This is a genomic window from Geodermatophilus sp. SYSU D00814 (assembly GCF_054050055.1).
In genome coordinates, this window is record NZ_JBJGYP010000026.1 from 33970 (window position 1) to 60585 (window position 26616).

The 26616-nt window shown below is 76.5% G+C and carries 30 protein-coding genes; 8 read left to right on the top strand and 22 right to left on the bottom strand.

Annotation, left to right across the window (positions count from 1 at the left end):
• Window positions 1-46 precede the first annotated feature (46 nt).
• From ACI780_RS18720 to ACI780_RS18770, 11 genes are all read right to left on the bottom strand, one after another.
• The gene (locus ACI780_RS18720; RefSeq protein ID WP_456870459.1) at window positions 47-250 is read right to left on the bottom strand and encodes a hypothetical protein; all 204 of its coding nucleotides are present in this window, start codon (window positions 248-250) and stop codon (window positions 47-49) included.
• Window positions 251-401: 151 nt separating this feature from the next.
• Entirely contained in the window at window positions 402-674 is a 273-nt protein-coding gene (locus ACI780_RS18725) for an acylphosphatase (RefSeq protein ID WP_457004872.1), read from the bottom strand.
• Window positions 671-1546: a bifunctional DNA-formamidopyrimidine glycosylase/DNA-(apurinic or apyrimidinic site) lyase gene (mutM, locus tag ACI780_RS18730; RefSeq protein ID WP_456870457.1), complete on the bottom strand. Its 876-nt coding sequence runs from the start codon at window positions 1544-1546 to the stop codon at window positions 671-673. The genes ACI780_RS18725 and mutM overlap by 4 nt, the downstream gene beginning before the upstream one ends.
• 4 nt (window positions 1547-1550) lie before the next feature.
• Window positions 1551-2297: a ribonuclease III gene (gene rnc, locus ACI780_RS18735; RefSeq protein ID WP_456870456.1), complete on the bottom strand. Its 747-nt coding sequence runs from the start codon at window positions 2295-2297 to the stop codon at window positions 1551-1553.
• A 44-nt stretch (window positions 2298-2341) separates the two neighbouring features.
• The gene (gene rpmF / locus ACI780_RS18740) at window positions 2342-2521 is read right to left on the bottom strand and encodes a 50S ribosomal protein L32 (RefSeq protein WP_089402499.1); all 180 of its coding nucleotides are present in this window, start codon (window positions 2519-2521) and stop codon (window positions 2342-2344) included.
• 2 nt (window positions 2522-2523) lie between these two features.
• Window positions 2524-3072 carry a YceD family protein gene (locus ACI780_RS18745; protein WP_456870455.1) on the bottom strand — a complete coding sequence of 183 codons (549 nt, stop codon included), beginning with the start codon at window positions 3070-3072 and terminating at the stop codon, window positions 2524-2526.
• A gap of 289 nt (window positions 3073-3361) precedes the next feature.
• Window positions 3362-4051, bottom strand: a complete 690-nt coding sequence (locus ACI780_RS18750) for a hypothetical protein (RefSeq protein WP_456870454.1) — start codon at window positions 4049-4051, stop codon at window positions 3362-3364.
• Window positions 4048-4527: a pantetheine-phosphate adenylyltransferase gene (gene coaD, locus ACI780_RS18755; protein WP_456870453.1), complete on the bottom strand. Its 480-nt coding sequence runs from the start codon at window positions 4525-4527 to the stop codon at window positions 4048-4050. The genes ACI780_RS18750 and coaD overlap by 4 nt, the downstream gene beginning before the upstream one ends.
• Window positions 4524-5078: a 16S rRNA (guanine(966)-N(2))-methyltransferase RsmD gene (gene rsmD / locus ACI780_RS18760; RefSeq protein WP_456870452.1), complete on the bottom strand. Its 555-nt coding sequence runs from the start codon at window positions 5076-5078 to the stop codon at window positions 4524-4526. Before rsmD ends, coaD begins: the two co-directional genes overlap by 4 nt.
• The gene (recG, locus tag ACI780_RS18765; protein WP_456870451.1) at window positions 5075-7255 is read right to left on the bottom strand and encodes an ATP-dependent DNA helicase RecG; all 2181 of its coding nucleotides are present in this window, start codon (window positions 7253-7255) and stop codon (window positions 5075-5077) included. The genes rsmD and recG overlap by 4 nt, the downstream gene beginning before the upstream one ends.
• Before the next feature lie 21 nt (window positions 7256-7276).
• Window positions 7277-8872, bottom strand: coding sequence for a DAK2 domain-containing protein (locus tag ACI780_RS18770; RefSeq protein ID WP_456870450.1), 1596 nt, complete (start codon window positions 8870-8872; stop codon window positions 7277-7279).
• A gap of 170 nt (window positions 8873-9042) precedes the next feature.
• Here ACI780_RS18770 and rpmB point away from each other — a divergent pair, with 170 nt between their 5' ends.
• Complete coding sequence (rpmB, locus tag ACI780_RS18775) at window positions 9043-9225, top strand: 50S ribosomal protein L28 (RefSeq protein WP_425283681.1); 183 nt, start codon at window positions 9043-9045, stop codon at window positions 9223-9225.
• Between the two features lie 89 nt (window positions 9226-9314).
• Here rpmB and ACI780_RS18780 read toward each other — a convergent pair whose 3' ends face one another.
• Genes ACI780_RS18780 through ACI780_RS18790 form a run of 3 tightly spaced genes read right to left on the bottom strand, consistent with a single transcriptional unit; the run spans window position 9315 to window position 11489 of the window.
• Entirely contained in the window at window positions 9315-9935 is a 621-nt protein-coding gene (locus ACI780_RS18780; RefSeq protein WP_456870449.1) for a cytidylate kinase-like family protein, read from the bottom strand.
• Window positions 9923-10471, bottom strand: a complete 549-nt coding sequence (locus ACI780_RS18785) for a GNAT family N-acetyltransferase (protein ID WP_457004877.1) — start codon at window positions 10469-10471, stop codon at window positions 9923-9925. The genes ACI780_RS18780 and ACI780_RS18785 overlap by 13 nt, the downstream gene beginning before the upstream one ends.
• Window positions 10455-11489 (bottom strand): thiamine-phosphate kinase, encoded by a 1035-nt coding sequence (locus ACI780_RS18790; protein ID WP_457004879.1) that lies wholly within the window; start codon window positions 11487-11489, stop codon window positions 10455-10457. The genes ACI780_RS18785 and ACI780_RS18790 overlap by 17 nt, the downstream gene beginning before the upstream one ends.
• Window positions 11490-11581: 92 nt before the next feature.
• Here ACI780_RS18790 and ACI780_RS18795 point away from each other — a divergent pair, with 92 nt between their 5' ends.
• Together ACI780_RS18795 and ACI780_RS18800 are read left to right on the top strand one after the other, a co-directional pair.
• A complete protein-coding gene (locus tag ACI780_RS18795) occupies window positions 11582-11815 on the top strand; it encodes an Lrp/AsnC ligand binding domain-containing protein (RefSeq protein WP_089402490.1) in 234 nt (77 codons plus the stop codon).
• Between the two features lie 85 nt (window positions 11816-11900).
• Window positions 11901-12425, top strand: coding sequence for a DUF3515 domain-containing protein (locus ACI780_RS18800; protein ID WP_457004881.1), 525 nt, complete (start codon window positions 11901-11903; stop codon window positions 12423-12425).
• 6 nt (window positions 12426-12431) lie between these two features.
• On the opposite strand, the gene ACI780_RS18805 is transcribed toward ACI780_RS18800, so the two are convergent.
• Both ACI780_RS18805 and ACI780_RS18810 read right to left on the bottom strand, forming a co-directional pair.
• The gene (locus ACI780_RS18805; protein ID WP_457004883.1) at window positions 12432-13082 is read right to left on the bottom strand and encodes a hypothetical protein; all 651 of its coding nucleotides are present in this window, start codon (window positions 13080-13082) and stop codon (window positions 12432-12434) included.
• Complete coding sequence (locus ACI780_RS18810) at window positions 13079-14215, bottom strand: D-alanine--D-alanine ligase family protein (protein ID WP_457004885.1); 1137 nt, start codon at window positions 14213-14215, stop codon at window positions 13079-13081. Before ACI780_RS18810 ends, ACI780_RS18805 begins: the two co-directional genes overlap by 4 nt.
• A 108-nt stretch (window positions 14216-14323) precedes the next feature.
• Between ACI780_RS18810 and ACI780_RS18815 the strand changes: the two genes are divergently transcribed.
• On the top strand, window positions 14324-15130 hold the full coding sequence (locus tag ACI780_RS18815; protein WP_457004887.1) for a CDP-alcohol phosphatidyltransferase family protein: 807 nt from the start codon (window positions 14324-14326) through the stop codon (window positions 15128-15130).
• A gap of 69 nt (window positions 15131-15199) precedes the next feature.
• On the opposite strand, the gene ACI780_RS18820 is transcribed toward ACI780_RS18815, so the two are convergent.
• From ACI780_RS18820 to ACI780_RS18835, 4 genes are read right to left on the bottom strand one after another with little or no spacing between them, the layout of a single operon-like run.
• Window positions 15200-16840 carry a TIGR03767 family metallophosphoesterase gene (locus ACI780_RS18820; RefSeq protein ID WP_457004889.1) on the bottom strand — a complete coding sequence of 547 codons (1641 nt, stop codon included), beginning with the start codon at window positions 16838-16840 and terminating at the stop codon, window positions 15200-15202.
• Window positions 16841-16853: 13 nt separating this feature from the next.
• On the bottom strand, window positions 16854-17993 hold the full coding sequence (locus ACI780_RS18825; protein WP_456870441.1) for a cystathionine gamma-lyase: 1140 nt from the start codon (window positions 17991-17993) through the stop codon (window positions 16854-16856).
• Window positions 17990-18991 (bottom strand): NAD(P)H-dependent glycerol-3-phosphate dehydrogenase, encoded by a 1002-nt coding sequence (locus ACI780_RS18830; RefSeq protein ID WP_457004891.1) that lies wholly within the window; start codon window positions 18989-18991, stop codon window positions 17990-17992. Before ACI780_RS18830 ends, ACI780_RS18825 begins: the two co-directional genes overlap by 4 nt.
• Entirely contained in the window at window positions 18988-19800 is an 813-nt protein-coding gene (locus ACI780_RS18835) for a lysophospholipid acyltransferase family protein (RefSeq protein WP_456870439.1), read from the bottom strand. Before ACI780_RS18835 ends, ACI780_RS18830 begins: the two co-directional genes overlap by 4 nt.
• 116 nt (window positions 19801-19916) lie before the next feature.
• Here ACI780_RS18835 and cofC point away from each other — a divergent pair, with 116 nt between their 5' ends.
• From cofC to ACI780_RS18850, 3 genes are all read left to right on the top strand, one after another.
• Window positions 19917-20555: a 2-phospho-L-lactate guanylyltransferase gene (gene cofC, locus ACI780_RS18840; protein ID WP_457004894.1), complete on the top strand. Its 639-nt coding sequence runs from the start codon at window positions 19917-19919 to the stop codon at window positions 20553-20555.
• A 61-nt stretch (window positions 20556-20616) separates the two neighbouring features.
• The gene (locus ACI780_RS18845) at window positions 20617-22722 is read left to right on the top strand and encodes an RNA degradosome polyphosphate kinase (protein WP_457004896.1); all 2106 of its coding nucleotides are present in this window, start codon (window positions 20617-20619) and stop codon (window positions 22720-22722) included.
• Window positions 22712-23641, top strand: a complete 930-nt coding sequence (locus ACI780_RS18850) for an NUDIX hydrolase (protein ID WP_457004898.1) — start codon at window positions 22712-22714, stop codon at window positions 23639-23641. Before ACI780_RS18845 ends, ACI780_RS18850 begins: the two co-directional genes overlap by 11 nt.
• A 4-nt stretch (window positions 23642-23645) precedes the next feature.
• On the opposite strand, the gene leuD is transcribed toward ACI780_RS18850, so the two are convergent.
• Both leuD and leuC read right to left on the bottom strand, forming a co-directional pair.
• On the bottom strand, window positions 23646-24251 hold the full coding sequence (gene leuD / locus ACI780_RS18855) for a 3-isopropylmalate dehydratase small subunit (RefSeq protein WP_456870435.1): 606 nt from the start codon (window positions 24249-24251) through the stop codon (window positions 23646-23648).
• Window position 24252: 1 nt separating this feature from the next.
• Window positions 24253-25677 (bottom strand): 3-isopropylmalate dehydratase large subunit, encoded by a 1425-nt coding sequence (gene leuC / locus ACI780_RS18860; RefSeq protein WP_457004900.1) that lies wholly within the window; start codon window positions 25675-25677, stop codon window positions 24253-24255.
• Between the two features lie 82 nt (window positions 25678-25759).
• Here leuC and ACI780_RS18865 point away from each other — a divergent pair, with 82 nt between their 5' ends.
• Window positions 25760-26443, top strand: a complete 684-nt coding sequence (locus tag ACI780_RS18865) for an IclR family transcriptional regulator (protein ID WP_456870433.1) — start codon at window positions 25760-25762, stop codon at window positions 26441-26443.
• Window positions 26444-26616: the final 173 nt, after the last annotated feature.

The window sequence follows — 26616 nt, forward strand, 5'->3', positions numbered from 1 at the left end:
CCGTCACCCGGCGGCGGTCACGCGCGCCGGGTGTACTGCGCAGACGTCAGGCGAGCGCAGGCTGGGCGTTGTCGCCGGCCAGGCTCAGCAGCTCGGAGGCGAGGACGGCGTCACGGGCGGCGTCCCGCTGGGCGCGCAGTTCGGTCAGCTCCTGCTCCAGACGGCGCACCTTGGCGCGCAGGACCGCGTTCTCGTCGAGGACGCGGAGCTCCGCGGGGGATACGACAGAACCGAAGAGGGCCTTGGCCATGGCGGAAACGGCCTTTCCGACAGCGAGAGGGGGTGCCCGCCGCCCCGGAGAGTCGGTCGGCGCGGGCTCGGTACCTCCAGAGTGACACCCCCAGAGACGCAGGTCAACGGCCACACTCGACGCCTGATGTGTCGGCGCGATGTCGTCTTCGTCACGCTGTCGTGAAGCCCGATCCCCCCTGCACCGCACGCTCCTCGTGCACCACGGCGGTCACCGCTCCGGGCGCGCGCGGGCCCTCGAGCGCGGCGACGACGGCCCGCACGGCGTCGGCCGGTCCCTCCAGCTCCACCTCGACGCGGCCGTCGGGCAGGTTGCGCGCCCACCCCGACAGCCCGGCGGAGTCGGCCAGGCCGCGGACGAACCAGCGGTAGCCCACCCCCTGCACGTGGCCGGACACCAGCGCGTGCACCCGGATCGCGCTCACGTGCGCCTCGTCCGGGGCCGCGGCTGGCAGGTCGGGCAGCTGTAGCTCGAGCGGTTCATGAAGGACTCGCGCACGATCGGCGTGCCGCAGCGCGGGCAGGGCCGGTCGACCTGCCCGTAGACGGCGAGGAAGCGGGAGAAGTAGCCGCTCTGGCCGTTGACGTCGACGTAGAGGGAGTCGAAGGAGGTGCCGCCCTGCGCCAGCGCCTCCCCGAGCACGCTGCGCACGCCGTCGAGCAGGTCGGCGACCTGGGCGCGGGTGAGCCGGTCGGTGGGCCGCGTGCCGTGCAGCTTCGCGCGCCACAGCGACTCGTCGGCGTAGATGTTGCCGACGCCGCCGATCAGCGTCTGGTCGAGCAGGGCGCGCTTGACCTCGGTGCGCCGTCGCCGCAGCGCGGCGCTGAACCCGGCCTCGTCGAAGGAGGGGTCCAGCGGGTCGATCGCGATGTGCGCCAGCCGCTGCGGGATCGCCTCCCCCTCAGCGTCCTCCACCGCCAGCCCGCCGAACGTCCGCTGGTCGACGAAGCGCAGCTCGCGGCCGCCGTCGGTGAAGGTGAACCGGGCGCGCAGGTGGGTCTCGTCGGGCTGCGTGCGCTTCTCGACGAGCAGCTGGCCGCTCATGCCGAGGTGGGCGACCATCGCGCGCCCCGACGGGGCGCCGTCGGGCTCGGTGAGCGGCAGCCACAGGTACTTGCCGCGGCGGTGCGCGGCGGCGAACGTGCGGCCGGTCAGCGCCTCGACGAAGTGGTCGGCGCCCTCGAGGTGCCGGCGGACCGCGCGCGGGTGGTGCACCTCGACGGCGGCCACTGTCCGTCCGGCGACCCACCGCTCCAGGCCGCGCCGCACCACCTCGACCTCGGGCAGCTCGGGCACGGCGCTACTCCGCGTCGGCCGCGGCCGGCTCCTCGGCCGAGACGGCGCGCCAGGCGGCCTCCGCGGCCACCTGCTCGGCGGCCTTCTTGGTCCGACCGGTTCCGGTCCCGCGGACGACGCCGGCCAGCGACACCGCCGCGGTGAAGGTCTTGGCGTGCGGCGGGCCCTCGTCGTCGACGTCGTAGACGGGGGCGCCCAGGCCGCGGGCGGCGCCGAGCTCCTGCAGGCTGGTCTTCCAGTCCAGGCCGGCGCCGCGGGTGGCCGCCTCGCGCAGCAGCGGGTCGAACAGCCGGTGCACCAGCGCGCTCGCGGCGTCCAGGCCCAGGCCCAGGTGCACCGCCCCGATGAGCGCCTCCAGCGCGTCCGCGAGGATCGAGTCCTTCTCCCGCCCGCCGGTGGTCTCCTCACCGCGGCCGAGCAGCAGGTGCGGCCCCAGCCCGCCGGCGCCCAGCCGCCGGGCGACGCCGGCCAGCGAGTTCATGTTGACCACCGACGCGCGCAGCTTCGCCAGCCGGCCCTCGGGCAGGTCGGGCTGGCTGCGGTAGAGCTCGTCGGTGACGACCAGGCCGAGCACGGCGTCGCCGAGGAACTCCAGCCGCTCGTTGGTCGGCAGGCCGCCGTGCTCGTAGGCGTAGGAGCGGTGGGTCAGCGCCAACGCCAGCAGGCCGCCGGGCAGCTCGACGCCGAGGGCGTCGAGCAGCCAGGCGGCCGCGCGGTCGGCGTGCGCCTGCCCCGCGGGCGAGGTGCCCACGGGGACGACCGGGGTACCGGCGGCGCTGCCCACGTCCGGCCGGGTCAGACGGAGAGGACCTGGCGGCCGGCGTGCTGGCCGCAGTTCGGGCAGGCCTGGTGCGGCGGCTTGAGCTGGCCGCAGGCGCGGTTCGGGCAGGGGGCGAGCGTGGGGGCGCTCGCCTTCCACTGCGACCGGCGGGCGCGGGTGTTGGCGCGGGACATCTTCCGCTTCGGGACGGCCACGGTCAGTTCTCCTCAGGGTCGCCCGGACGGTCGTCGACCGCTCCGGTGGTGAAACGGCCGGCGAGGCCGGCCCAGCGGGGGTCGACCAGCTCGTGGGAGTGGTCGGCCGGGAGGTCGTCGAGGCGCTGCCCGCAGCCGGAGCACAGGCCGGCGCAGTCCTCGGTGCAGGTGGGCGAGAGCGGGAGGGCGAGGACGACGGTGTCGCGGACCATCGGCTCGAGGTCGATGCGCTCACCCTCGACGAGGCGGACCTCGTCCTCCTCGCTGGTGGCCTCGGTGGTGCTGCCCGGGTAGGCGTAGAGCTCCTGGACGTCGAGCCCGAGGGTGTCGGCGAACGGGTCCAGGCAGCGGGCGCACTGGCCCTCGACCGGGACCTCGACGTCGCCGGAGACGAGCACGCCCTCCATCACCGACTCCAGCCGCAGCCGCAGGTGCACCGGGGCGCCCTCGGGCACGCCGACGAGCTCGAGCTTCCAGCCGGCGGGCGCGGGGATCGTGCGGTCGAGCTCCTGCATCGAGCCGGCGCGACGGCCGAGCTCGCGCAGCTCCACGGCCCAGGGGTTGGCGGCGGGGCGCCGGGCCTGGGTGGACGCGGCGCCTGGGCGATCGGATCGTGCGGCAGGCATGTCGGTACTCGCGGTCGTGGGAGTGGGTGGAGCCCGGCCGGGGACGGCACCGGCGGTCGGACCAGCAACCGAGACTACCCGATCCCCGGTGCCCGCCGACGCCCCGAGGGTCGGCCACGATCAGGGTCCCTGATCGTGCGGCGTCCTCCCTCACGGTGGGACGTGCGGGAGGACGCCCGACGACCAGGTCACCTGATCGTCGCGGGACCGGCGGTCAGGGTTCGCGCAGGGTCTCGCGGGCCTTCTCCACCGAGCGCAGCATCCGCTCGAGCGTGCTGCCGAAGTCGGCCAGCCGGGTGTCGACGTACTCGTCGACCTCGGCGCGCATCCGGTTGACCTCGGCGACGGTCTGCGCGCCCAGCTCGTCGGAGCGCACGACCGCGCCGCGGTAGACCTCGGTCTCGGTGACCAGCCGCTCGTGCTCGGCCTGCGCGGCGGCGAGCATCTCCGCCTGCTGCGCCTGCGCGTCGGCCAGCACCGCCTCGCGGTGGGCCTCGGCCTCGGCGAGCAGCCGGTCGGCCTCCGCCTCGGCCTGGGTCAGCAGCGCCTCGGCCTCGGCCTGCGCGCGGGCGAGCACCTCGTCGCGCTGGCGGCGGGCGGTGCCGAGGATCTCCTCGCGCTGCCGGCGGGCGGCGGCGACCAGCCGGTCGGCGTCCTCGCGGGTGCGGCCGGTGAGCTGCTCGGCCTCCGCCTGGGCCTGCTCGAGGATCTCGGTGCGCTGCTCCACGATCGCGCCGGCGGCGTGGACCTCGTCGGGGAGGTTCTCCCGCAGGTCGTCGAGCAGGTCGAGCAGCTGGTCGCGCGGCACCATGCAGGAGCCCGACATGGGCACGCTGCGGGCGTTCTCGATGACCCGGCTGAGCTCGTCGACGGTCTCGTAGAGCCGGTACACGACCTCGGTCACGACGCCTCCCGCTTGGCCAGCAGCCGGTCGAGGACGCCCTCGGGCACGAGCCGGGACACGTCGCCGCCGAAGGTGGCGATCTGCTTGACCAGGCTGGAGGACAGGTGCCCGACCTGCGGGGCGGTGGGCACGAACAGCGTCTCGACGCCGGCGAGCTCGCGGTTCATCTGGGCCATCTGCAGCTCGTACTCGAAGTCGCCGACGGCGCGCAGGCCCTTGACCACCACCGGGATGTCGTGGCTGCGGCAGTAGTCGACGAGCAGGCCGCTGAAGCTGTCGACGACGACGTTGGGCAGCTCCGCGACGGCCTCGCGCAGCAGCTCCATGCGCTCGTCGACGGTGAACAGCCCGGCCTTGCCCGGGTTGACCAGGACGGCGACCACGAGCTCGTCGTACAGCGCGGCGGCCCGGGTGATGACGTCGACGTGCCCGTTGGTGACCGGGTCGAACGACCCGGGACAGACCGCACGCCTCACGGGACGCGACCGTACCGGAGCAGGGCCTCCCCGTAGCGGCGCTCGCGGACACCGACGAGGGGTGTCGGCCACTCCCACGGCTCCTCGCGCGCGGACCGCTCGACGACGACCACCGCCCCCGGCGCGAGCCACTCCCCCGTGACCAGCGCGGCGAGCACGCCGCGCACCGTCCCGGCGGGGACGGCGTAGGGCGGGTCGGCGAGCACGAGGTCGAAGCGGGCCGGCGGCGGGCCGGCGACCACGGTGGGCACCGACGCGGCGACCACCCGCGCGCCGGGCAGGCCGACGGCGGCGACGTTGGCGCGCAGCACCGGCAGCACCCGGGGGCCGTTCTCGACGAGCACCACCTGCCCGGCCCCGCGGGAGAGCGCCTCGAGGCCGAGCGCGCCGGAGCCGGCGTAGAGGTCGAGCACCGTGGCGCCGTCGAGGTCGAGCAGCGTGCCCAGGGTGTTGAACAGCCCCTCGCGGGCCCGGTCGCCGGTGGGCCGCACGCCGCTGGGCGGCACCTTCAGCCGCCGTCCCCCGGCGGCACCGGCGATGAGTCGCGTCATGCCTTCTCGAGGTACTCCGCACGCTCGTCGGTGGCCAGCGCGGCCACCTCGGCGGCCAGCCCCGGGTGGTCGGCGAGCCCGCGGTCGCCGGCGAGCAGGTCGGTGGCCTCGGCGCGGGCGGCGGCGATGAGCTCCTCGTCCTCGAGCAGGGACAGCAGCCGCAGGTTGGAGCGCCGGCCGGACTGGGCCGCACCGAGGACGTCGCCCTCGCGGCGGGTCTCGAGGTCGAGCCGGGCGAGCTCGAAGCCGTCGGAGGTGCCCGCGACCGAGGCCAGCCGCTGCCCGGTCGACGTCGACCCGCGGGCCTCGGTGACCAGCAGGCACAGCCCCTGGTGCTTCCCGCGGGCGACCCGGCCGCGCAGCTGGTGGAGCTGGCTGACGCCGAAGCGGTCGGCGTCCATGACGACCATGACCGTGGCGTTGGGCACGTCGACGCCGACCTCGACGACGGTGGTGGCGACGAGGACGTCGACCTCGCGGGCGGCGAAGGCCTGCATGGTCGCCTCCTTCGCCTCCGGCGTCATGCGGCCGTGCAGCACCGCCAGCCGCAGGCCGGCCAGCGGGCCCTCGTGCAGCGCCTCGGCGACGTCGAGGACCGCCAGCGGCGGGCGCCGGTCGCCGTCGCCGCCGCTCTCCTCCGGGGCGTCGGCCGCGTCGGGCTCGTCCTCGCTGCCGGCGTCCTCGTCGCCGATCCGGGGGCAGACGACGTAGGCCTGCCGGCCGGCGGCCACCTCCTCGCGCAGCCGCTCCCAGGCGCGGTCGAGCCAGGCGGGCTTGTCGCTGACCGGCACCACGGAGCTGGCCACGCCGCCGCGGCCGCTGGGCAGCTGGCGCAGCACGGAGGTCTCCAGGTCGCCGTAGACGGTCATGGCGACGGTGCGCGGGATCGGCGTGGCGGTCATGACCAGCACGTGCGGGGGCCGGTTGCCCTTGGCCCGCAGCGCGTCGCGCTGCTCGACGCCGAACCGGTGCTGCTCGTCGACGACGACCAGGCCGAGGTCGGCGAAGTCGACGCCCTGCTGCAGCAGCGCGTGGGTGCCGACGACGATGCCGGCGCTGCCGTCGGCGACCGCGGCGCGGGCCTCGCGGCGGGCGGCGGCCTTGAGCGAGCCGGTGAGCAGCACCACCCTCGTGCCGGCGGGGTCGCCGTCGAGCTCGCCGGCGCGGGCCAGCGGGCCGAGCAGAGCGGCGATGCTGCGCGCGTGCTGCGCGGCGAGCACCTCGGTGGGCGCCAGCAGCGCCGCCTGCCCGCCGGCGTCGACGACCTGCGCCATCGCCCGCAGCGCCACCACGGTCTTGCCCGACCCGACCTCGCCCTGCAGCAGGCGGTGCATCGGCTGGTCGCGGGAGAGCTCGGCGGCCAGCTCCTCCCCCACGGCGCGCTGGCCGTCGGTGAGCGCGAACGGCAGCGCGGCGTCGACGGCGTCGAGCAGGCCGCCCGGGCGGCGCGGGCGGGCGGTGCCCGGCTCCAGCGCCGCCGCCCGGCGGCGGGCGGCGAGCACCAGCTGCAGGATCAGCGCCTCGTCCCACTTGAGCCGCTCCTGGGCGTGCTCGACGTCGTCGGCCGTGGTCGGGCGGTGCACGTCGAGGAGGGCGGCGGGCAGGCTCGGCAGGCCGTGGCGGCGGCGCAGGTCCTCCGGCAGCGGGTCCTCGACGAAGCCGAAGCCGCCGGAGGCGTCGAGCAGCAGCCGGACCGACCTCTGGATCACCCAGCTGGAGACGTCCTTGCTCGCCGGGTAGATCGGGATGAGCGCGCGGGCCCAGTCCTCGTCGTCGTCGCCGGTGATGAGGTGGAAGTCGGGGTGGGCGAACTGCTTGGAGTTGCGGTACTCGCCGACCGTGCCGGCGAACAGCCCCCAGGCGCCCTCCTCGAGCTTGCCGAACCTCCGGTTGAAGAAGACCAGCTGCATCTCCCCGGCGCCGTCACCGACGGTGACCTCGGTGAGCGTGCCGGGCCGGTTGCGCATCTTCCGGCTGGTCACCCGGCGCACCTGCGCCAGCACGGTGACGCGGTCGCCGACCTGCAGGTCGTCGAGGCGGGTCATCTCACCGCGGCGGGCGTAGCGGCGCGGGTAGTGGCGCAGCAGGTCGCGGACCGTGCGCAGGTCCAGCGACTCGGCCATCGCCTTCGCCGTCTTGGCGCCCAGCACGCGCGAGAGGTCGGTCTCGAGGGTCACCGCCACGTCACGACCGCCACGTCACTCGACCCCGATCTGCAGCGGGACCGCGTCCCCGCCCTCGTAGCGCACCACCTCGACGGTCGGGTGGGCGGCGGCCAGGTGCTCGCAGGCGGCGTCGCCGAGCGCGGGGTCCGGGCCGACGAGCAGCGTGGCCATCTCCCCGCCGGCCGACAGCAGCCGGTCGAGCAGGTCGCAGGCGACGGCGGCCAGCTCGCGGCCGACCACCACGACGTCGCCCTCCGCCGCGCCCAGCACGTCGCCGGGGCGGCACGGGCCCGCGCTGGTCAGCGCCTCCTGCTCGGCGACGGTGACCTCGGCCCAGCGGGTGGCGGCGGCCGCCTCGGCCATGCCGATGACGTCGTCGCCGAAGCGGCGGGCGGGGTCGGCGACGGCGACCGCCGCGAGCCCCTGCACCGGTGACCGGGTGGGGACCACGGCGACGTCGCGGCCGAGCACGCGGGCGCGCTCGGCGGCGCGGGCGGCGGCCGCGGTCAGCGCGGGGTCGTTGGGCAGCACGACCACCTCGGCGGCCGCGGAGGCGACCACCTCGGCGAGCACGTCGTCGTCGGTGACGCCGCCGGGTCCGCAGGGCACCGCGCGCACGCCCGCGGCGGCGAACAGCCGGGCCAGCCCCTCGCCCGGGACGACCGCGACGACGGCCCGGCGGCCGGGCACCGGCGCGGCCGGGAGCACCGGCGCCAGCGGCGTGACGCTGATGCCGTGCGGGCGGCCCGCCTCGATGCCGGCCTCGATGGCGCCGCCGATGTCGTTGGTGTGCACGTGCACGTTCCACTGCCGCCCGGTCGGGGTGTCGACGCCGGCCACGACCAGGCTGTCGCCGAGGGCGGCCAGGCGCTTCTGCAGGACGGCGACCGTGGCCTCGTCGGCGTCGGCGAGCAGGTACTGCACCTCGCTGCCGGGGCCCGGCGGCGGCTGGTGGGGGGCGTGCGCCGGGTCGGTGCGGCGCTGCGGGCGGCGGTCCAGCGGCGGGCGGGCCGGCTCGACGCCGGTGACGGTGGTGACCAGCGCGTCGAGGACCACGCACAGCCCCGCGCCGCCGGCGTCGACCACGCCGGCGGCCCGCAGCGCGTCGAGCTGGCCGGGGGTGGCCTCCAGCGCCGCCCGGGCGCCGTCGGCGGCCGCGGCGACGACGTCGGCCAGCGCGGTGCGCCGCTGCGCGACGGCGGCGCCCGCCGCCTCGGCCCCCGCCCGGGCCACGGTGAGGAAGGTGCCCTCCTCGGGGTCGGCCACCGCCGAGTAGGCGCCCTGCGCGGCCTCCTGCAGCGCGGCGGCCAGGGCGGGCCCGTCGGCGGGGCCGGCGCCGGCGAGCCGGTCGGACAGGCCGCGCAGCAGCTGGGCGTAGATCGTGCCGCTGTTGCCGCGGGCGCCGAGGACCGCGCCACGGGAGAGCGCCGTCCACGGCGACTCCCCCGGTGCGGCGGCGTCGAGCGCGGCGACCGCGGCCTCGGCGGTCATCAGCAGGTTGGTGCCGGTGTCGCCGTCGGGCACGGGGAAGACGTTGAGCTCGTCGATGCGGTCCCGGGCCGCGGACAGCGCCGAGACCGCGGTGCGGCACCACTGACCGACCGCGGCGTCGTCCAGCGCCTGCAGCACGGGCGGAGGGTACCCACGGGCGGCGACGATCCGGCTCCCGAGACGGCGTCCCCCGGGGCTCGGCGACGCCGCCGCCGGAGAGCGGTTAGGATGGTCGACGGTCTCGCGGTCGCCGTCGGTGCACCGCCGTCTTTCGAACGATTCTCTGGGAGTGATCCACCGTGGCTGCCGTGTGCGACGTCTGTGGCAAGGGGCCCGGTTTCGGTATGTCGGTGTCGCACTCGCACCGCCGCACGCCGCGCCGTTGGAACCCGAACATCCAGTCGGTGCGGGCGCTGGTCGCCCCCGGCAACCGCCGCCGCATCAACGCCTGCACCTCCTGCATCCGCGCGGGCAAGGTCGTCCGCGCCTGAGGTGAGGCACCCCCTCCCGCGGGAGGGCGCCCGTTCCAGCACGCCACCGGGACCCCGGAGGTCATCGACCTCCGGGGTCCTCGGTGTGACTAGAGCCCGATGCCGCGGGCCGCGGTGACCACCAGGTCGACCACGGTCGGCAGCGGCAGCGCCGTCCCGTCGACGACGAGGTGGTAGTGCTGCGCCGACGCCGGGTCGCACCGGTAGTAGTGCCGCACGTAGGCCTCGCGGGTGCGGTCGTTGGCCTCCATCTCCCGCCGCAGCTCCTCCTCCGGCCGCCCATAGCGCCCGACCGCCGCCCGCAGCCGCGCCTCCGGCGGCCCGTCGAGCCGCACGTGCAGGACGTCGGGCCGCCCGCGCAGCACCATCGCACCGGCCCGGCCGAGCACCACGCCGCCGTCGCCGTCGGCGATCTCCCGCAGCACCCGCTCGGTCTGCTCCCGGTAGGCCCGCTCGTCGGGCTCGTCGGTGATCGGCACGACCCCGCCCACCGGGTCGGGCATCGCCCCGAGCGAGGCCACCAGCCGCCACAGGCCGCGCACGACACGCTCGTCGTTGGCCTCGGCGTCGTCCCGGGACACCCCCAGCCGGCCGGCCACCCGCGCCGGGATCGCCCGGTCGTGGAAGGCCAGGCCGAGCCGCTCGGCGACGGCGGAGCCCACCTCCGGGCCGCCCGCCCCGTACGAGGCGGAGATCGTCACGACGCCCACGGCCGCTCCTCCTCCCCCGGTCCCGCCAGGTCCCTGCCGAGGAACACCGCACCGGGCGCCTCGGCGTAGATGCCGTACCCGGGGACCGGCCGGTAGCCCATCGCCTCGTACAGCGCGAGCGCCTCGGGCTGGCGGTCCCCGGAGTTGAGGACCACCGACCGGTACCCGGCGGCGCGGGCGGAGTCCTCCAGCGCGCGCACCAGCACCTGCGCCAGCCCGAGCCGGCGGGAGCCGGGGACGACGTAGACCCGCTTGACCTCGACGACGCCCGCCCCGACGTCGTCGCCGTCGTCGGTGTGCCGGCGCCAGGCGCCGCAGCCGGCGGGGCGCCCGTCCACCTCGGCGACGAGGAACAGCCCCGCCGGCGGCACGAACTCGGCCGGGTCGACGGCGGCGCCGTCGGGGCCGCCGTAGCGGTCGACGTACTCCTGCTGCACCCGCGCGACGAGGTCGCGGGCGACCGGGTCGTCGTAGGGCACCGCGCGCAGCCGGGCGAGCGACCCGTCGCGCAGCCGGTGCTCAGCCGAAGTGGACATGCCCGGTCCCCCCTGCACCCACGGCCACGGCGACGTCGGCCGCCGGCTCGCCGCTCACCGTGACGCCCGGCCGGCCCTCGTGCACCTGACCGACCACCGTCCAGCCCCCGGGCAGCACCGTGCCGCGCGGGAAGGTCGCCAGCAGGGCGTGGTCCTCCCCGCCGGTGAGCACCCAGGCCAGCGGGTCGGCGCCGAGGGCGGCCGCCACCTGCTGCAGCGGCCCCGGCGGCTCGAGCATCGCGCGCACCAGCGCCGCCCGGTCGACGTCGACGACGACGCCGCTGTCGGTGGCGAGGTGCCCGGCGTCGGCGAGCAGGCCGTCGCTGACGTCGCACATGGCGGTCGCGCCGGCGTCGGCCGCGGCGGGGCCGGCGGCGTAGGGCGGGCTGGGCCGGCGGTGCGCGGTGACGGCGGCCAGCGGGCTGCTGAAGCCCCGGCGCAGCACGGCCAGCCCGCAGGCCGACCAGCCCAGCCGCCCGGCCACCGCCAGCACGTCCCCGGGGCGCGCACCCGAGCGCAGCACCGGCGCGCGCCCGCCCAGGTCGCCCAGCGCGGTGACCGACAGCACGACCGCGCCGCTGCCGGGCGCCGAGGCCACCGTGTCCCCGCCGACGACGGCCGCGCCCAGCGGCGCGCACTCGGCGGCCATGCCGGCGGCGACCCCCTCCAGCCACGAGGTCGGGGTGTCGGCCGGGCAGGCCAGCCCGACGAGCAGCGCGGTGGCCACGCCGCCCATCGCGGCGACGTCGGCGAGGTTGGCGGCGGCGGCCTTGTGGCCCACGTCCTCGGCCGAGGACCAGTCGCGGCGGAAGTGCCGGCCCTCCACCAGGACGTCGGTGGTGGCGACCACGCGCCCGTCGGGGACGCGCAGCACCGCCGCGTCGTCGCCCGGGCCGACCTCGGCGGCGGCGGCCGACCCGGCGTGGGCCACCACGCGGGCGATCACGCCGAACTCGCCGACCACCCGCACGGTGTCGGCGAGGTCCCCGCGCCCGGTCAGGGGTCGGGGCCGTGTCACCGGTGCCCTCCCCCCGCTGCGGTAGGTTGCGATCGAGTCCACCAGCCGGGGCCGGGGAGCCGCCGGACGTGCTGCCCGAGGAAGGTCGTTCCGTGGTCCACGCCTACATCCTGATCCAGACCGAAGTCGGCAAGGCCGCCCAGGTGGCCACGACGATCAGCGAGATCGCCGGCGTGACGAAGGCCGAGGACGTCACCGGCCCGTACGACGTGATCGTCCGCGCCGAGGCGGAGAGCGTCGACGCGCTCGGCCGCCTGGTCGTGGCCCGGGTGCAGTCGGTGGACGGGATCACCCGCACGCTGACCTGCCCCGTCGTCAACATCTGAGCAGCTGAGCGCGCAGTCCCCCGCCGGGGAGCCGGCGCCACCGGCCGGGCGTCCCGACCCGCTGCGCCGGCTGGCGCTCGTCGCGGTGGCCGTGGTGGTCCCCGTGCTGGTCGTGGTGCTCGTGCTCGTCCGGGTCGCCGGTGACGACGACGGGGACGACGGCGGTGCCGACGACGGCGGCGCGGTCGCCGACGTCAGCGGCGGCGCCGGGCAGCAGCGCGCGGAGGACCTGCCCGTGCTGCCGGTCGAGGTCCCGCCGCCCACACCGGAGGCGGACGCGGCCTGCCCCGCGCTGATGGGCGCGCTGCCGCTGGACCTGCTCGGCGAGCCCGCCCGCCTGGTCGACTCCGACACGCCCTACGCCGCCGCCTGGGGCGACCCCGCCGTCGTGCTGGTGTGCGGGGTGCCGCAGCCGGAGGGTCTCGACGCCGGGGCCGGACTGCTGCAGATCAACGAGGTCACCTGGTTCGTGGAGCAGTCCGACGAGGCCACCGTGTGGACCGCCGTCGACCGGGCGGTGTTCGTCCGCGTCACGCTGCCGCCCGACGTCGACAGCGCCCCGGTCACCGTGCTCAGCGACGTCCTCGCCGACACGCTCCCCCCGCGCTGAGTCCGCTCAGGCCGCGGGCAGCGCCTCCAGCTGCGCCAGCACCACGTCGCGCGCCTGGCCGGTGGCCGCCTCCTCGGTGTCGGCCACGACGGTCACCGCGACGCTGAACGCCCCGTGCCCGCACCAGGCGAACGCGGTCGGCCCGGTCAGGCCGGTCGAGGGGTCGGCCTCGGGCACGGTCAGCGTGCTGCAGCCCTCCGGCAGGCCGTCGGGGTCGTGGCGCAGCACGCCGTCGTAGACCTCGGCGTCGTTGCCGGCGAGGTCGCGGGCGTAGGAGCCCGCGCCGGCGGCGTCGTCGAACTGGTCGAGGAAGACGCTGGTCAGCGGCCCGGTGGTGGAGCCCCAGAACCGCTCCCACCCGTGCCGGTAGCCGTAGTCGCGCAGCACCGCCCGCTCCCGTGCGGGGTCCTCGGCGTAGGAGGCGACGTCGTCGACGGTCTTGGCGCCGGCCGGGGGCTGCAGGTCGCCGTCGGGGATCCGCGGCAGGCCGGAGGGCACCTCGGTGAGCACCAGCTCGCCGAGCGCCTCGACGCTGTCCGGCGTCGGCGACGCCGGGGCGGGGGTGGCGCTGCCGGCCTCGGAGGCGGTGCAGCCGGCCAGCGCGAGCGCCCCGGCCAGCAGCGCGGCCGCGGGCGCGGCGCGCGCGGAGGAGGTCACCGACCGGCCGGCCGGCCCGCCCGCGCCAGCGCGGAGGCGACCAGCCGGTCCACCAGCTCGGGGTAGGGCACCCCGCTGGCCGCCCACATCCGCGGGTACATCGAGATCGGGGTGAAGCCGGGCATGGTGTTGACCTCGTTGACCACCAGGCGGTCCTCGCCGTCGGGGCCGGTGCCGAGGAAGAAGTCGACCCGCGCCAGCCCCTCGCAGTCCAGCGCGCGGTAGGCCCGGCAGGATGCCTGCTGCACCGCGCGGGTCTGCTCGGGGGTGAGGTCGGCCGGGACGTCGAACTCGACGGCGTCCTCGAGGTACTTGGCGTCGAAGTCGTACCAGTCGGTGCCGGGCTTGAGCCGGATCTCCGCGGGCACGCTGGCCTCGGGCGGCCCGCCGTCGCGGCCGGCCAGCACGCCGCACTCCACCTCGCGGCCGGGGACGGCGGCCTCGACGACGACCTTCGGGTCGACGGCGGCCGCGGTGGCCACCGCCTCGGGGAACTGCGCCCAGTCGGTGACCTTGGTGATGCCGATGCTCGACCCGGCGCGCGCGGGCTTGACGAACACCGGCAGCCTGAGCCGCTCGCGGTCGGCGGCGGAGAGCACGTCGGGGTCGGGGCAGACCGCCCCGCCGGCGTCGCGCAGCACCACGTGGTCGCCCTGCGGCACGCCGGCCGAGGCCAGCAGCTTCTTGGTGAACTCCTTGTCCATCGAGGCGGCGCTGGCGAACACGCCCGACCCGACGTAGGGCAGCCCGCTCATCTCCAGCAGCCCCTGGATGGTGCCGTCCTCGCCGTAGGCGCCGTGCAGCACGGGGAAGACGACGTCGACCTCGGTGAGCGCCGCGCCGATCCCGGCCGCGGGCTCGAGCACCGCCAGCCCGCGCCCGGCCGGATCGCCGACCAGCGACACCGCCGTCCCGCCGGTGACCTCGGGCAGCTGCCCGTCGGTGATCACCAGCCGCTGGCCGGCCCCGGGGAGCACCCAGCGGCCGTCGCGGGCGATGCCGACCGGCACCACCTCGTAGCGCTCCGGGTCGAGGGCGGCGATCACGCTCCCCGCCGAGATGCAGGAGATGGCGTGCTCGGCGCTGCGCCCTCCGAACACGACCGCGACGCGCACCCTGCCTGTCCCGCTCATCGCGGCCGACCCTAGTCGACGCCCCCGCCCGGCCCTCGTCTCCCGCAGGGTTCCGGCCCGCGCCGTGTGGGAACCTGCTCCCCGATGCGGGAGAACGCGGCCCCACCGGTGGACCCCCGGCCCCCGGCGACGACGGCGCACCAGGGGGAAGGCTCCGGGGACGCGTCCGCGCACGCCGCCGCGCGCCACCCGCTGCCCCTGCGGCTGGCCGGCGCGGCGGTGCACGCCTACACCGCGCTCGGCTCGGTGCTGGCGCTGCTGGTGGTGCTCGCCGCGCTCGAGGGCGAGGCCGTCACCGCGCTGTGGCTGGGGCTGGCGGCGCTGTGGATCGACGGCACCGACGGGATGCTGGCCCGCCGCGCGCGGGTCAAGGAGACGATCCCCTGGTTCGACGGCGCGCTGCTGGACAACATCGTCGACTACCTGACCTACGTCTTCGCGCCCGTCGTCCTGCTGTGGACCACCGGCGCGCTGCCGCACGACTGGCGCGGCTGGGTGCTCGCCGCGCTGCCGCTGCTCGCCTCGAGCTACCAGTTCTGCCGGGTCGACGCGAAGACCGACGACCACACCTTCCTGGGCTTCCCGAGCTACTGGAACGTCGTCGCCTTCTACGTCGTCGTCCTGGACCTGCCGCAGCCGGTGGTCGCCACCGCGCTGGTCGTCTTCTCGGTGCTGGTGTTCGTCCCGGTGCGCTACCTCTACCCGTCGCGCACCGAGGCGCTGTGGCCGGTGAGCATGGGCCTGACCGTCGTCTGGCTGGCCACCTACGCGGTGCTGCTGCTGCAGTACCCCGACCCGCACCCGGTCGTCGTCGCGCTGTCGTTCGCCTACGTCGTCTACTACCTGGCCTTCAGCGGCTGGCTCACCGCCCGCGCCGCCCACCGCCGGCGCCGGGCGGCCCGCTCGACCCGGTGACGTACTGGAACGGCCCTCCTGAAGGGGCCCGCGCCGAGCGGAGCGAGGGGTGGGGGCAGGAGGGTCCTTCTAGAACGGGGCGCGCACGACCAGCTCGACGTTGCGGTCGGCGGGTGTGCCGGCCAGCGGTGAGCCCAGCCCTGCCCAGGGCACGTTGGCCGACAGCTCCCGGTGCAGCGCGGCCAGCGCCGCCGGCTGCCCCACGGCGGCGTCGGTGGCGCCCGGCGGCCGGGCGGGGCTGCCGTGGTCGACCATCGTGCAGACCAGCGACAGGGTGCCGTCGCCGTTGTCGAGCACCTCGACCAGCCGGGCCTGCCCGGGCCAGTCGACGACGGCGCAGGTGGCCACCTCCCACAGCCCGCGGCCGGGCTCGGTGGGGTGTGCCCAGGCCCGCACCTCGCTGACGTGGGTGTGCCCGTTGAGCCACAGCACGACGTTCGGCCAGCGGTGCAGCAGGCGCAGCAGCTCGGAGGCGCCCAGCGCGTCGTCACCGGCCGCGGGACGGCCACCGAGGGCGTCGGAGCGGGTCAGCGTGCTCGTCCCGTGGTGCGACACCAGCACCACCAGCCGGTCGGCGTTGCCGGTGGCCACCCGGGTGCCGTCGGGGCCGGGGGCCGACGACGACACCTCGCGCAGCCGCTCCTCCAGCCACCGCGCCTGCGCCGCGTCGACCGAGCCGGCCGCGCCGCCGCTGACCCGGGTGGTGTCCAGGCAGACGACGCGGACGCCGGGCACGCCGTCCCAGGCGTAGTGGGCGGTGCCCTCGCGCAGGTTGTCCTCGGTGAACCCGTGCCCGGCCGGCTGGCCGTCGTCGGCGAGGTGCGCGGCGACGAAGGACCGGCGGTCGATGAACCGGCGGTCCTCCACCGGCGTCACCGGTCGCGAGACGGCGGTGGTGAAGACCTCCGAGGAGTGCGTGAACAGCGCCAGCGCGTCGTCGAGGGCCAGCCCCGGGTCGACGTCGACCGGCTTGCGGCCGGCGCCGAGCACCTCGGCCAGCGCGGGCGTGGGCACGCCGACGCCCTGGATGAGCGCCTCGTGGTTGCCGTGGCAGCCCAGCCAGGGCACCTGCAGCCCCTCGGCGTCGAACGCCGCGAACGCCGCCTCCAGCAGCCCCGGCCGCGCCGGGAAGCCGAACCGCTCGTGGTACAGGCCGCCGTCGTCGTCGGGCCGCCAGAACAGGTCGTGCGGCCAGCCGGAGGCCTGGACGCCGTCGTAGGCGGTCAGTCCCGCGCCCGGGGAGACCGCTCCGCCGCGCAGCACCGCGAGGAACAGCTCCAGCTCGTTCCACTGCGCGTTGTCGATGGCGTCGCCGGTGGTCACCACCACCTGCAGCGGCTCCCCGGTGCGCGGCGCGCCGGCCAGGCCGTTGAGCGTGCGCACCAGCGCGTCGACGGCGTGGGCGGTCAGCGCCTCCTGCGGCCGGTGCATCGGCACCAGCGAGCGCATCCGGGGGTCGGTCTCGAAGCGGTGGAAGAACTCGAACCGGGCCGGGGAGCAGACGTCGGCCAGCTGCAGGTCGGTGACGTGCGCCAGGCAGGCCAGCGCCCGCACCCCGCGCCGCGGCGGCTCCCACGCCCGCCCGACCAGCTCGCGGCGCACCCGGTGCGGCTCCCCCGCGGCCCACGCCAGCGCGCGGTAGTCGCCGTCGCGGCCGCGGTGCAGCACGGGACCGGCGGCGAGGACGCGGTCGAGGGTGGTGCGGCTCATCCCGGTCCGGCGGTCAGACCGCGTCCAGCGCGGTCGTGAGGTCGGCGACGACGTCGGCGGTGTCCTCGATGCCGCAGGAGAAGCGCAGGAACCCGCCGGGCACCGCGTCCCCGCCCCACTGCGCGCGGCGGTCGACGGTCGAGTGCACGCCGCCGAAGCTGGTCGCCGCCGTCCACAGCCGGGCCGCGGCGAGGAAGCGGGAGACGGCGGCCTCGTCGGCGAGCCCGGCGGAGACGACGCCGACCGGGCGCAGCATCTGCCGCGTCGCCAGCGCGTACGAGGGGTCGGCCGGGCGCCACGGCCACCGCACGCCGGTCGCCGCGGGGTGCGCGGCCAGGACCTCCGCGACGGCGGCCGCGGTCTCCGCCTGCCGGGCCAGCCGCAGGTCCAGCGTGCTCATCGACCGGTGCCCGAGCCACGCGTCGAACGCGCCCGGCGTGGCGCCGGTGTGGTCGCGCCAGCCCTTGAGCCGGCCGTACAGCTCGTCGGACGCGGTGCTGACGTGGCCGAGCAGCAGGTCGCTGTGCCCGGTGAGCGCCTTGGTGTCGGCGCCGACGGTCAGGTCGGCGCCCAGCGCCAGCGGCCGCTGCCCGAGCGGGGTGGCGGTGGTGTTGTCGACGGCCAGCAGCGCCCCGGCGGCGCGGGTGGCCCGGGCGACGGCGGCGACGTCGCACACGTCGAGCTGCGGGTTGCTCGGCGTCTCGAGGAACACCATGCGGGCGCCGTCGAGGTCCCCGCGGGCGGCGGCGTCGGCGATGTCGAGGGTCGGCACGTACTCGACCCGGATCCCCAGCCGCTCCAGCTCGTCGCGGGCCAGCAGCCGGGTCGTGTAGTAGCCGTCGGTCGGCAGCACCAGCCGGTCGCCGGCCGAGACCAGCGCCATCACCGTGGCGGTGATCGCGGCCATCCCGGTGGCGAAGGACAGGCAGCGGCCGCCGTCGAGCTCCCCCACCGCGGTCTCGAACGCGCGGGAGGTGGGGTGCTCGGTGCGGGCGTAGGCGTCGGCGCCGTCGGCCCGGGGCGGGCGGTCCCCCAGGTGGAAGGGCGCGGCGAACACCGGCGAGGGGCGCAGCGGCGTGCCGGGCACCGGGGGCGCCTCGCCGGCGCGGACCGACCGGGTGCCGTCCCCCCACCCGTCGGGCAGGCCGCTCACTCCGGCTTCGCCTCGCGGCTCATGATCTCCTTCAGCACCGCCCCGGCGGGCACGCCGTCGTGGCAGATCTTCACGACGGCCTCGGTCAGCGGTACGTCGACGCCGTGCGCGCGGGCCAGGTCGAGCACCGGCCGGCAGCTCTTGACGCCCTCGGCGGTCTGCCGGGTGGTGGCCTGCACCTCCTCCAGCGACAGGCCGCGGCCCAGCTTCTCCCCGAAGGTGCGGTTGCGCGACAGCGGGGAGCTGCAGGTGGCGACCAGGTCGCCGAGGCCGGCCAGCCCGGCGAAGGTGGCCGGCTCCGCACCGAGCGCGATGCCCAGCCGGGCGGTCTCGGCCAGGCCGCGGGTGATCAGCGAGGCGCGGGTGTTGTCGCCGAAGCCCATGCCCTCGGCGATGCCGCAGGCCAGCGCGATGACGTTCTTCACCGCCCCGCCGAGCTCGCAGCCGACCAGGTCGAGGTTGGTGTAGGGCCGGAAGTAGGGCGTGTGGCAGGCGGCCTGCACGGTGGCCGCGCGGTCGCCGTCGGGGCAGGCAATCACGGTGGCCGCCGGCTGCTCCTCGGCGATCTCCCGGGCCAGGTTGGGGCCCGACAGCGCCGCCACGCGGTCCGGGCCCGCGCCGGTGACCTCGCAGATGACCTCGCTCATCCGCTTGGTGCTGCCGAGCTCGATGCCCTTCATCAGCGACAGCAGCGTGGCGTCCGGCGGCAGCAGGGGCGTCCACTGCTCGAGGTTGGCCCGCAGCGACTGCGAGGGGACGGCGAGGACGACGACGTCGGCGCCGTCGAGGGCCCGCCCGGCGTCGGTGGTCGCCGTCAGGGCCTCGGGCAGCCGGACACCGGGGAGGTAGTCGGGGTTCTCCCGGCCCTCGGTGATCGCCGCGGCCAGCTCCGGGCGGCGGGCGTGCAGGGTGACCGAGCAGCCGGCGTCGGCGAGCACCTTGGCGAACGTCGTCCCCCAGGAGCCGGCCCCGAGGACGGCGGCGCGCGTCCCGCTCACGCGGCGCTCCCCGGGACGTCACCGGGGAGCTCGCGGCCCGGGCGGGCGGCGAAGCCGGGCGGCGCCGGTTCGCCGCGGACCTCGGCCAGCTGGTCGCGCACCCGGCCCATGATGGTGTCGGTCACCTCGCGCAGCAGGTCGGGGGTGAGCGGGCGCCCGGCGCGGACCTCCGCGCGCAGCGCCGCGAGGTCCACCGGCTCGCCGACCAGGTACTCGGCGGGCGTGCGCAGCCGCAGGTGCAGCTTCTTGGCGTGGTAGTCGTGCACCCGCTGCGGCCCCCACTGGGCCACCGGCAGCACCACCGCGTCGGTGGTCAGCGCCAGCCGCGCCACGCCGGTGCGGGCCTGCATCGGCCACCACCGCGCGTCCCGCGTCACCGAGCCCTCGGGGTAGATGACGACGACGTTGCCGGCCTCGAGGTCGGCGGCGGCCGCCGCCAGCGCGCCGCGGGCCTCCGACGAGCCGCGGGCCACCGGGATCTGCCCGGCGTGGCGCAGGATCACCCCGGCCGTGCCCCTGAACACCGCCGCCTTGGCCAGGAAGTGCGGGATCCGGCCGTTGTCGTAGACCAGCCGGGCGCAGGCGAGCGGGTCGAGCACCGAGACGTGGTTGGCCACCAGCAGCACCGGGCCGGTGCGCGGGATGCGCTCGCCGTGCCGGTAGCGCAGCCGGAACAGCAGGGAGGCCACCGGGTAGACCACGACCACGGCCAGCCGCAGCGACCAGGGCAGCCGCCCGCGCTCGTGCAGCACCCGCGGCGCTGCCTGCCCCGGGACCGCGGGGGTCCCCGGGGTCGGGTCCTCGGTCACCGGCATCCCTCCGCTCTGGTGGCGACCGGCACATGATCGACCCTCCCCGCGGCCGCTGTGCGCACCGGGGGTGCCGGACCGCACGCGCGTCGTCGCCGGTGTGCTCACATGGGACCGTGCGGTGGTCCCTGGTCGTCCCGGCGAAGCGGCTCGGCGCGGCCAAGACCCGCCTGGCGCCGCTGACCGGCGGCGGGCACGGCGGTGGGCACGGCCTGCACGCCGAGCTGGTGCTGGCCCTGCTCGCCGACACGGTCGCGGCCGGGCTCGCCTGCCCGGCGGTGGCCGACGTCGTCGTGGTCACCGACGACGAGCGCGCCGCCGCGGTCGTGCGGGCGCTGGGGGCCCGCACCGTACCCGACGAGCCCGACGGCGGGCTCAACCCGGCGCTGGCGCACGGCGCCCGGGCCAGCGGGTCGGTCGCCGTCGCGGCGCTGTCGTCGGACCTCCCGGCGCTGCGGCCGGGCGAGCTGGCCGCCGCGCTGGAGGCGGCCGGCGCCGTCCCGCGCGGTTTCGTGGCCGACGCCGCCACCACCGGCACCACCCTGCTGACCGCGGTCGGCGTGCCGCTGGACCCGCGGTTCGGCCACGGCTCGGCCGCCGCGCACGCCGCCTCCGGGGCGCTCGCGCTGGCCGGGGACTGGCCGGGCCTGCGCCGCGACGTCGACACCCCGGCCGACCTGCGGGAGGCCGCCGGGCTCGGCCTGGGACCGGCGACGGCGGCCCTGCTCCCCCGGCTGCCCCGGCCCGCGGCCTGAGGCCGCCGGCCGGGGCAGCGTCCGCCCGTCGCCGTTTCCCCGGGTGGGGCACGATGACGGCGTGGTAGCCGAGACGACCTCCCCGCTCGCCGGGCCCGAGAGCACCGCCGCGCCGCAGGAGGGCGCGGCGCTGCCGGCCGACCGCTTCCTCAACCGCGAGCTGTCGTGGCTGGACTTCAACAGCCGCGTGCTCGAGCTCGCCGAGGACGCCTCCCTGCCGCTGCTCGAGCGGGTCAAGTTCCTGGCGATCTTCGCGAGCAACCTCGACGAGTTCTACATGGTGCGCATCGCGGGTCTGAAGCGCCGGCAGAGCACGGGCCTGACGGTGCGCTCCCCCGACGGGCTGACCATCCGCGAGCAGCTGGCGCGGGTCACCGCCCGCACCCAGGAGCTGGTGCACCGTCACACGCTCGCCTTCGAGCAGGACGTCGCCCCGCGGCTGGAGGCCGAGGGCATCCGGATCGTGCCCTGGTCCGACCTCGCCGAGCCCGAGACCCGGCGGCTGCGCGAGTACTTCCGCGACCAGGTCTTCCCCGTGCTCACCCCGCTCGCGGTCGACCCGGCGCACCCGTTCCCCTACATCAGCGGGCTCTCGCTCAACCTCGCCGTCCAGGTGCGCGACCCCGAGACCGGCGCCCCGCGCTTCGCCCGGCTCAAGGTGCCCAACAACGTGCCGCGCTTCGTGGCCGTCGGCCCGCCGGACTCGGCGACGTTCCTGCCGCTGGAGGAGCTCATCGCCGCGCACCTGCCGGCGCTGTTCCCCGGGCTCGACGTGGTCGACCACCACCTGTTCCGGGTCACCCGCAACGCCGACGTCGAGGTCGAGGAGGACCGCGACGAGGACCTGCTGCAGGCCCTCGAGCGGGAGCTGGCCCGCCGCCGCTTCGGCCCGGCGGTGCGGCTGGAGGTGACCGAGACGATGGACCCGCAGATCCTCGCCGTCCTCGTCTCCGAGCTGGAGGTCGACCCGCAGGACGTCGTCACCGTCCCGGGGCTGCTGGACCTCTCGGCGCTGTGGGCGCTCTACGGCCTGGACCGCCCCGAGCTCAAGGACGAGCCCTTCGTGCCGGCCACCCACCCGCGGCTGTCGGAGGGCGAGACGCCCATGAGCGTGTTCGCCACCCTGCGCGAGGGCGACGTGCTCGTCCACCACCCCTACCACTCGTTCGCCACGAGCGTGCAGCGGTTCATCGAGCAGGCCGCCGCCGACCCGCACGTGCTGGCGATCAAGCAGACGCTGTACCGCACGTCGGGTGACTCGCCCATCGTCACCGCGCTGATCGAGGCCGCCGAGGCGGGCAAGCAGGTCGTCGTCCTGGTGGAGATCAAGGCACGCTTCGACGAGGAGGCCAACATCACCTGGGCCCGGTCGCTGGAGCGGGCCGGCTGCCACGTCGTCTACGGGCTGGTGGGGCTGAAGACCCACTGCAAGACGGCGCTGGTGGTGCGCCGGGAGAGCGGCGTGATCCGCCGCTACTGCCACATCGGCACGGGCAACTACAACCCGAAGACGGCGCGACTGTACGAGGACCTCGGCATCCTCACCGCCGACCCGCGGGTGGGCGCCGACCTCACCGACCTGTTCAACGTGCTGACCGGCTACTCCCGGCAGACGAGCTACCGGCAGCTGATGGTGGCGCCGCACGGCATCCGCACCGGCCTGGTCGAGAAGATCCGCCGCGAGGCGCGGCACGCCGCCCAGGGCCGCCCCGCCGGCATCCGGATCAAGGTCAACTCGCTGGTCGACGAGGAGGTCATCGACGCGCTCTACGAGGCGTCGCGGTCCGGGGTGCCGGTGGAGCTGTTCATCCGCGGCATCTGCGCGCTGCGCCCGGGGGTACCCGGGCTGTCGGAGAACGTGCGGGTGCGCTCCGTGGTGGGCCGCTTCCTGGAGCACTCACGGGTCATGTCGTTCACCAACGGCGGCGAGCCGGAGTGGTGGATCGGCAGCGCCGACCTCATGCACCGCAACCTCGACCGGCGGGTGGAGGTGCTGCTGCGGGTCTGCGACGACACCGCGCGGCGCGAGCTGCAGCAGGTGTTCGACGCCTCGATGGCCCCGGGCGTGCGGTGCTGGGAGCTCGGCCCCGACGGCGCGTGGGTCCGCACCGGCGAGGTGGACTACCAGGCCCGTCTCGTGCGCGCGGTGACCGAGCATGCCGGCTGAGCGCACGCGGGCCGTCGTCGCGGCGGCCGGCGGGGTGGTGTGGCGCCCGGCCGACGGCGGCGGCATCGAGACCGTCGTCGTCCACCGCCCCCGCTACGACGACTGGTCGCTGCCCAAGGGCAAGCTCGACGCCGGGGAGAACGCGTTGGCCGCGGCGGTCCGGGAGGTGTGCGAGGAGACCGGCGTGCAGGTGGTGGCCGGCCGGCGCAGCGTGCGCACCCACTACGAGGTCGCCGCCGGCCCCAAGCACGTCGACTACTGGCTCATGCGGGCGGTGGACGCGGGGTCGTTCGAGCCCAACGACGAGGTCGACGAGCTGCGCTGGCTGCCGGTGGCCGACGCCGCGGCGCTGGTCACCCACCCGCACGACCGCGCGGTGCTCACCGACCTCGACCGCGACGACGTCCCGCGGGCGCCGTCGCTGCTGCTGGTGCGGCACGCCAAGGCCGGCAGCCGGCGCGAGTGGGACGGCCCCGACGAGGAGCGCCCCCTCGACGCCCAGGGCCGGCGGCAGGCCGAGCAGCTGGCCGCGGTGCTGCCGGTGTTCGGCCCGCTGGAGCTGTTCAGCGCCGAGCGGGCGCGCTGCCGGCAGACGCTCGAGCCGCTGGCGCAGCGGCTGGGACTGGAGGTCCGCCCGCTGCCCGAGGTCGGCGAGGAGGAGTACTCCGCCGACCCGCAGGCCGGGCTCGCCGCGCTCGAGCGGCTGCTGGACCCCCCGGCCACCCCCGGCGTGCGGGTGGTGTGCAGCCAGGGCGGGGCGATCCCGGCCGCGCTCGCCGGGCTCGGAGTGCGCTTCGGGGGCACCCCCGTGCCCCCGCCGGCGGCCAAGGGCAGCGTGTGGGTCCTCGGCGGCCGCCCCGGGCAGCTGTCGGCCGACTACTACCGCGACCTGGGTCCCGACCCCGACGCGCCTCGATAGCCGCTCAGGCGGGCAGGGCGGGCAGCGCCGTCGGCAGCCAGGCCGGGCGGCGGGCCTCGTGGGCCTCGATGTCGGCGAGGTGCCGCTCGGTGAGGCCGACGTCGTCGAGGCCCTCCAGCAGCCGCCAGCGGGTGTAGTCGTCGATCTCGAACGGCACCGTCGTGTCGCCGTGGGTCACCGTCCGCGCCTGCAGGTCGACCGTCACCGGCGTCGCGGGGTCGGCCTCGACCGCCGCCCACAGCGCCTCGACGTCGGCCTGCGGCAGGACGACGGTGAGCAGCCCGGACTTGGTCGAGTTGTTGCGGAAGATGTCGGCGAACCGCGAGCTGATGACGACGCGGAAGCCGCCGTCGAGCAGCGCCCAGCAGGCGTGCTCCCGCGACGAGCCGGTGCCGAAGTCGGGACCGGCGACCAGCACCGAGGCGCCGGCGTGCTCGGGCCGGTTCAGCACGAAGTCCGGCTCGTTGGTGCGCCAGCCGACGAACAGGCCGTCCTCGAAGCCGGTGCGGGTGATCCGCTTGAGGTACTCGGCCGGGATGATCTGGTCGGTGTCGACGGCGCTGCGCCGCAGCGGCGCCGCGGTGCCGGTGTGCGTGGTGAAGGGCTGCATCTCAGACTCCAGCGGTCGCGGGGACGTCGGCCAGGTCGGCGGGGGCGGTGAGCCGGCCGGTGAGCGCGGTGGCGGCCGCGACCGACGGGGACACCAGGTGGGTGCGCCCGCCCTTGCCCTGCCGGCCCTGGAAGTTGCGGTTGCTGGTCGAGGCCGACCGCTCTCCCGGCGCCAGCTGGTCGGGGTTCATGCCCAGGCACATCGAGCACCCGGCTCCCCGCCACTCGGCGCCGGCCTCGGTGAACACCCGGTCCAGGCCCTCCGCCTCGGCCTGCAGCTTGACGCCGACGGACCCGGGGACGACGAGCATGCGGGTGTGGGCGTCGATGTGCCGGCCGCGCAGCAGCTCCGCGGCGGTGCGCAGGTCCTCGATGCGGCCGTTGGTGCACGAGCCGAGGAAGACGGTGTCCACCTCGATCTCGCGCAGCGGGGTGCCAGGGGTCAGGCCCATGTAGGCCAGCGCCTGCTCGGCGGCGCGGCGCTCGTGCTCGTCGGCGAACTCGGCCGGGTCGGGCACCCGGCCGGTGATCGGCAGGCCCTGACCGGGGTTGGTGCCCCAGGTGACGAACGGCGCGAGGTCGGCGGCGTGGAGCACGACCTCGGTGTCGAAGACGGCGCCGTCGTCGGTGTGCAGCGAGCGCCAGTGCTCGACGGCGGCGTCCCAGTCGGCGCCCTGCGGGGCGTGCGGGCGCCCCTGAAGGTAGGCGAACGTGGTCTCGTCGGGGGCGATCATCCCGGCGCGGGCGCCGGCCTCGATCGACATGTTGCAGATCGTCATCCGCGCCTCCATCGACAGCGCCCGGATGGCGCTGCCGCGGTACTCGATGACGTGACCGGCGGCGCCGTTGGTACCGATCTGCGCGATGACGGCGAGGATGACGTCCTTCGCCGAGACGCCCTCGGGCAGCTCGCCCTCGACGGTGACCGCCATCTGCCGGGGCCGCTTCTGCGGCAGCGTCTGGGTGGCCAGCACGTGCTCGACCTCGCTGGTGCCGATGCCGAAGGCCAGCGCCCCGAACGCGCCGTGGGTGGAGGTGTGGCTGTCGCCGCAGACGATCGTCATGCCGGGCTGGGTGAGGCCGAGCTGGGGGCCGATGACGTGCACGATGCCCTGGTCGCGGTCGCCCATCGGGGCCAGCCGGATGCCGAACTCGGCGGCGTTGGCCCGCAGCGCCTCGACCTGCGCGCGGCTCACCGGGTCGGCGATCGGCGCCAGCACGTCGAGGGTGGGGACGTTGTGGTCCTCCGTCGCCATGGTGAGGTCGGGACGGCGGACCGGGCGGCCGGCCGCCCGCAGGCCGTCGAAGGCCTGGGGGCTGGTCACCTCGTGCACGAGGTGAAGGTCGATGTAGAGCAGGTCGGGCTCGCCCTCGGCGCTGCGCACGACGTGCGCGTCGTAGACCTTCTCGGCCAGGGTCTTCGGCACGGGTCCCTCCAGGTGGGTGGTCCCTCGGTGGCCATCTCACGTCGTGGGATGGGAGTATCGCGGTGTGGGACAGCCTAACCCGGTGGCCGTGCTCGACAAAGCCGTGTCGATCCTCCGCGCCGTCGCGCAGGAGCCGGCGTCGCTCGCCGACCTGGTCGGGCGCACCGGGCTGCCGCGCGCGACCGCGCACCGCCTGGCGGTCGCGCTGGAGGGCCACCGGCTGCTGCGGCGCACGCCGGGCGGCGCCTGGGCGCCCGGGCCGGCGCTGGTCGAGTTCAGCCACGGCAGCGTCGACCTCGCCCAGGTGGCCGGCCGGCACCTGGTGGCGCTGCGCGACGCCAGCGGCGAGAGCGCGCAGTTCTACGTGCGCGAGGGCGGCTCGCGGGTGTGCGTGGCGGTGGCCGAGCGGGCGCACGGCCTGCGCGACACCGTCCCGGTCGGGGCGCGGCTGCCCATGACGGCGGGGTCGGCGGCGCACGCGCTGCTGGCGTTCGCGCCCGCCGAGGAGGTCACCCCGCTGCTGCCGGGCGCCAGCTTCACCGCCCGCACGCTGCTCGACGTGCGCCGGCGCGGGTGGGCGCACAGCGTGGCCGAGCGCGAGGCCGGGGTGGCCTCGCTGTCGGCACCGGTGCGCGACCCGGCCGGCGGCGTCCTGGGTGCGGTGTCGATCTCCGGCCCGGTCGAGCGGCTGGGCCGCCGGCCCAGCCCGGAGGTGGTCGGCGCGGTGCTGGAGACCGCCGCCGCCATCGCCCGCGCCGCGAGCTGAGGGTGTGCGCCGGGGGGGGCGGGCGGGGGGGGGGGGGGGGGGGGGGGGGGGCGGGGCGGGGGGGGCGGGGGGGGGGGGGGGGGGGGGGGGGGGGGGGGGCGGGGGGGGGGGGGGGGGGGCCCCCCCCCGGCCCCCCCCCCGACCGGCTCACGGCCGATGCCCGCGCCGCGGCC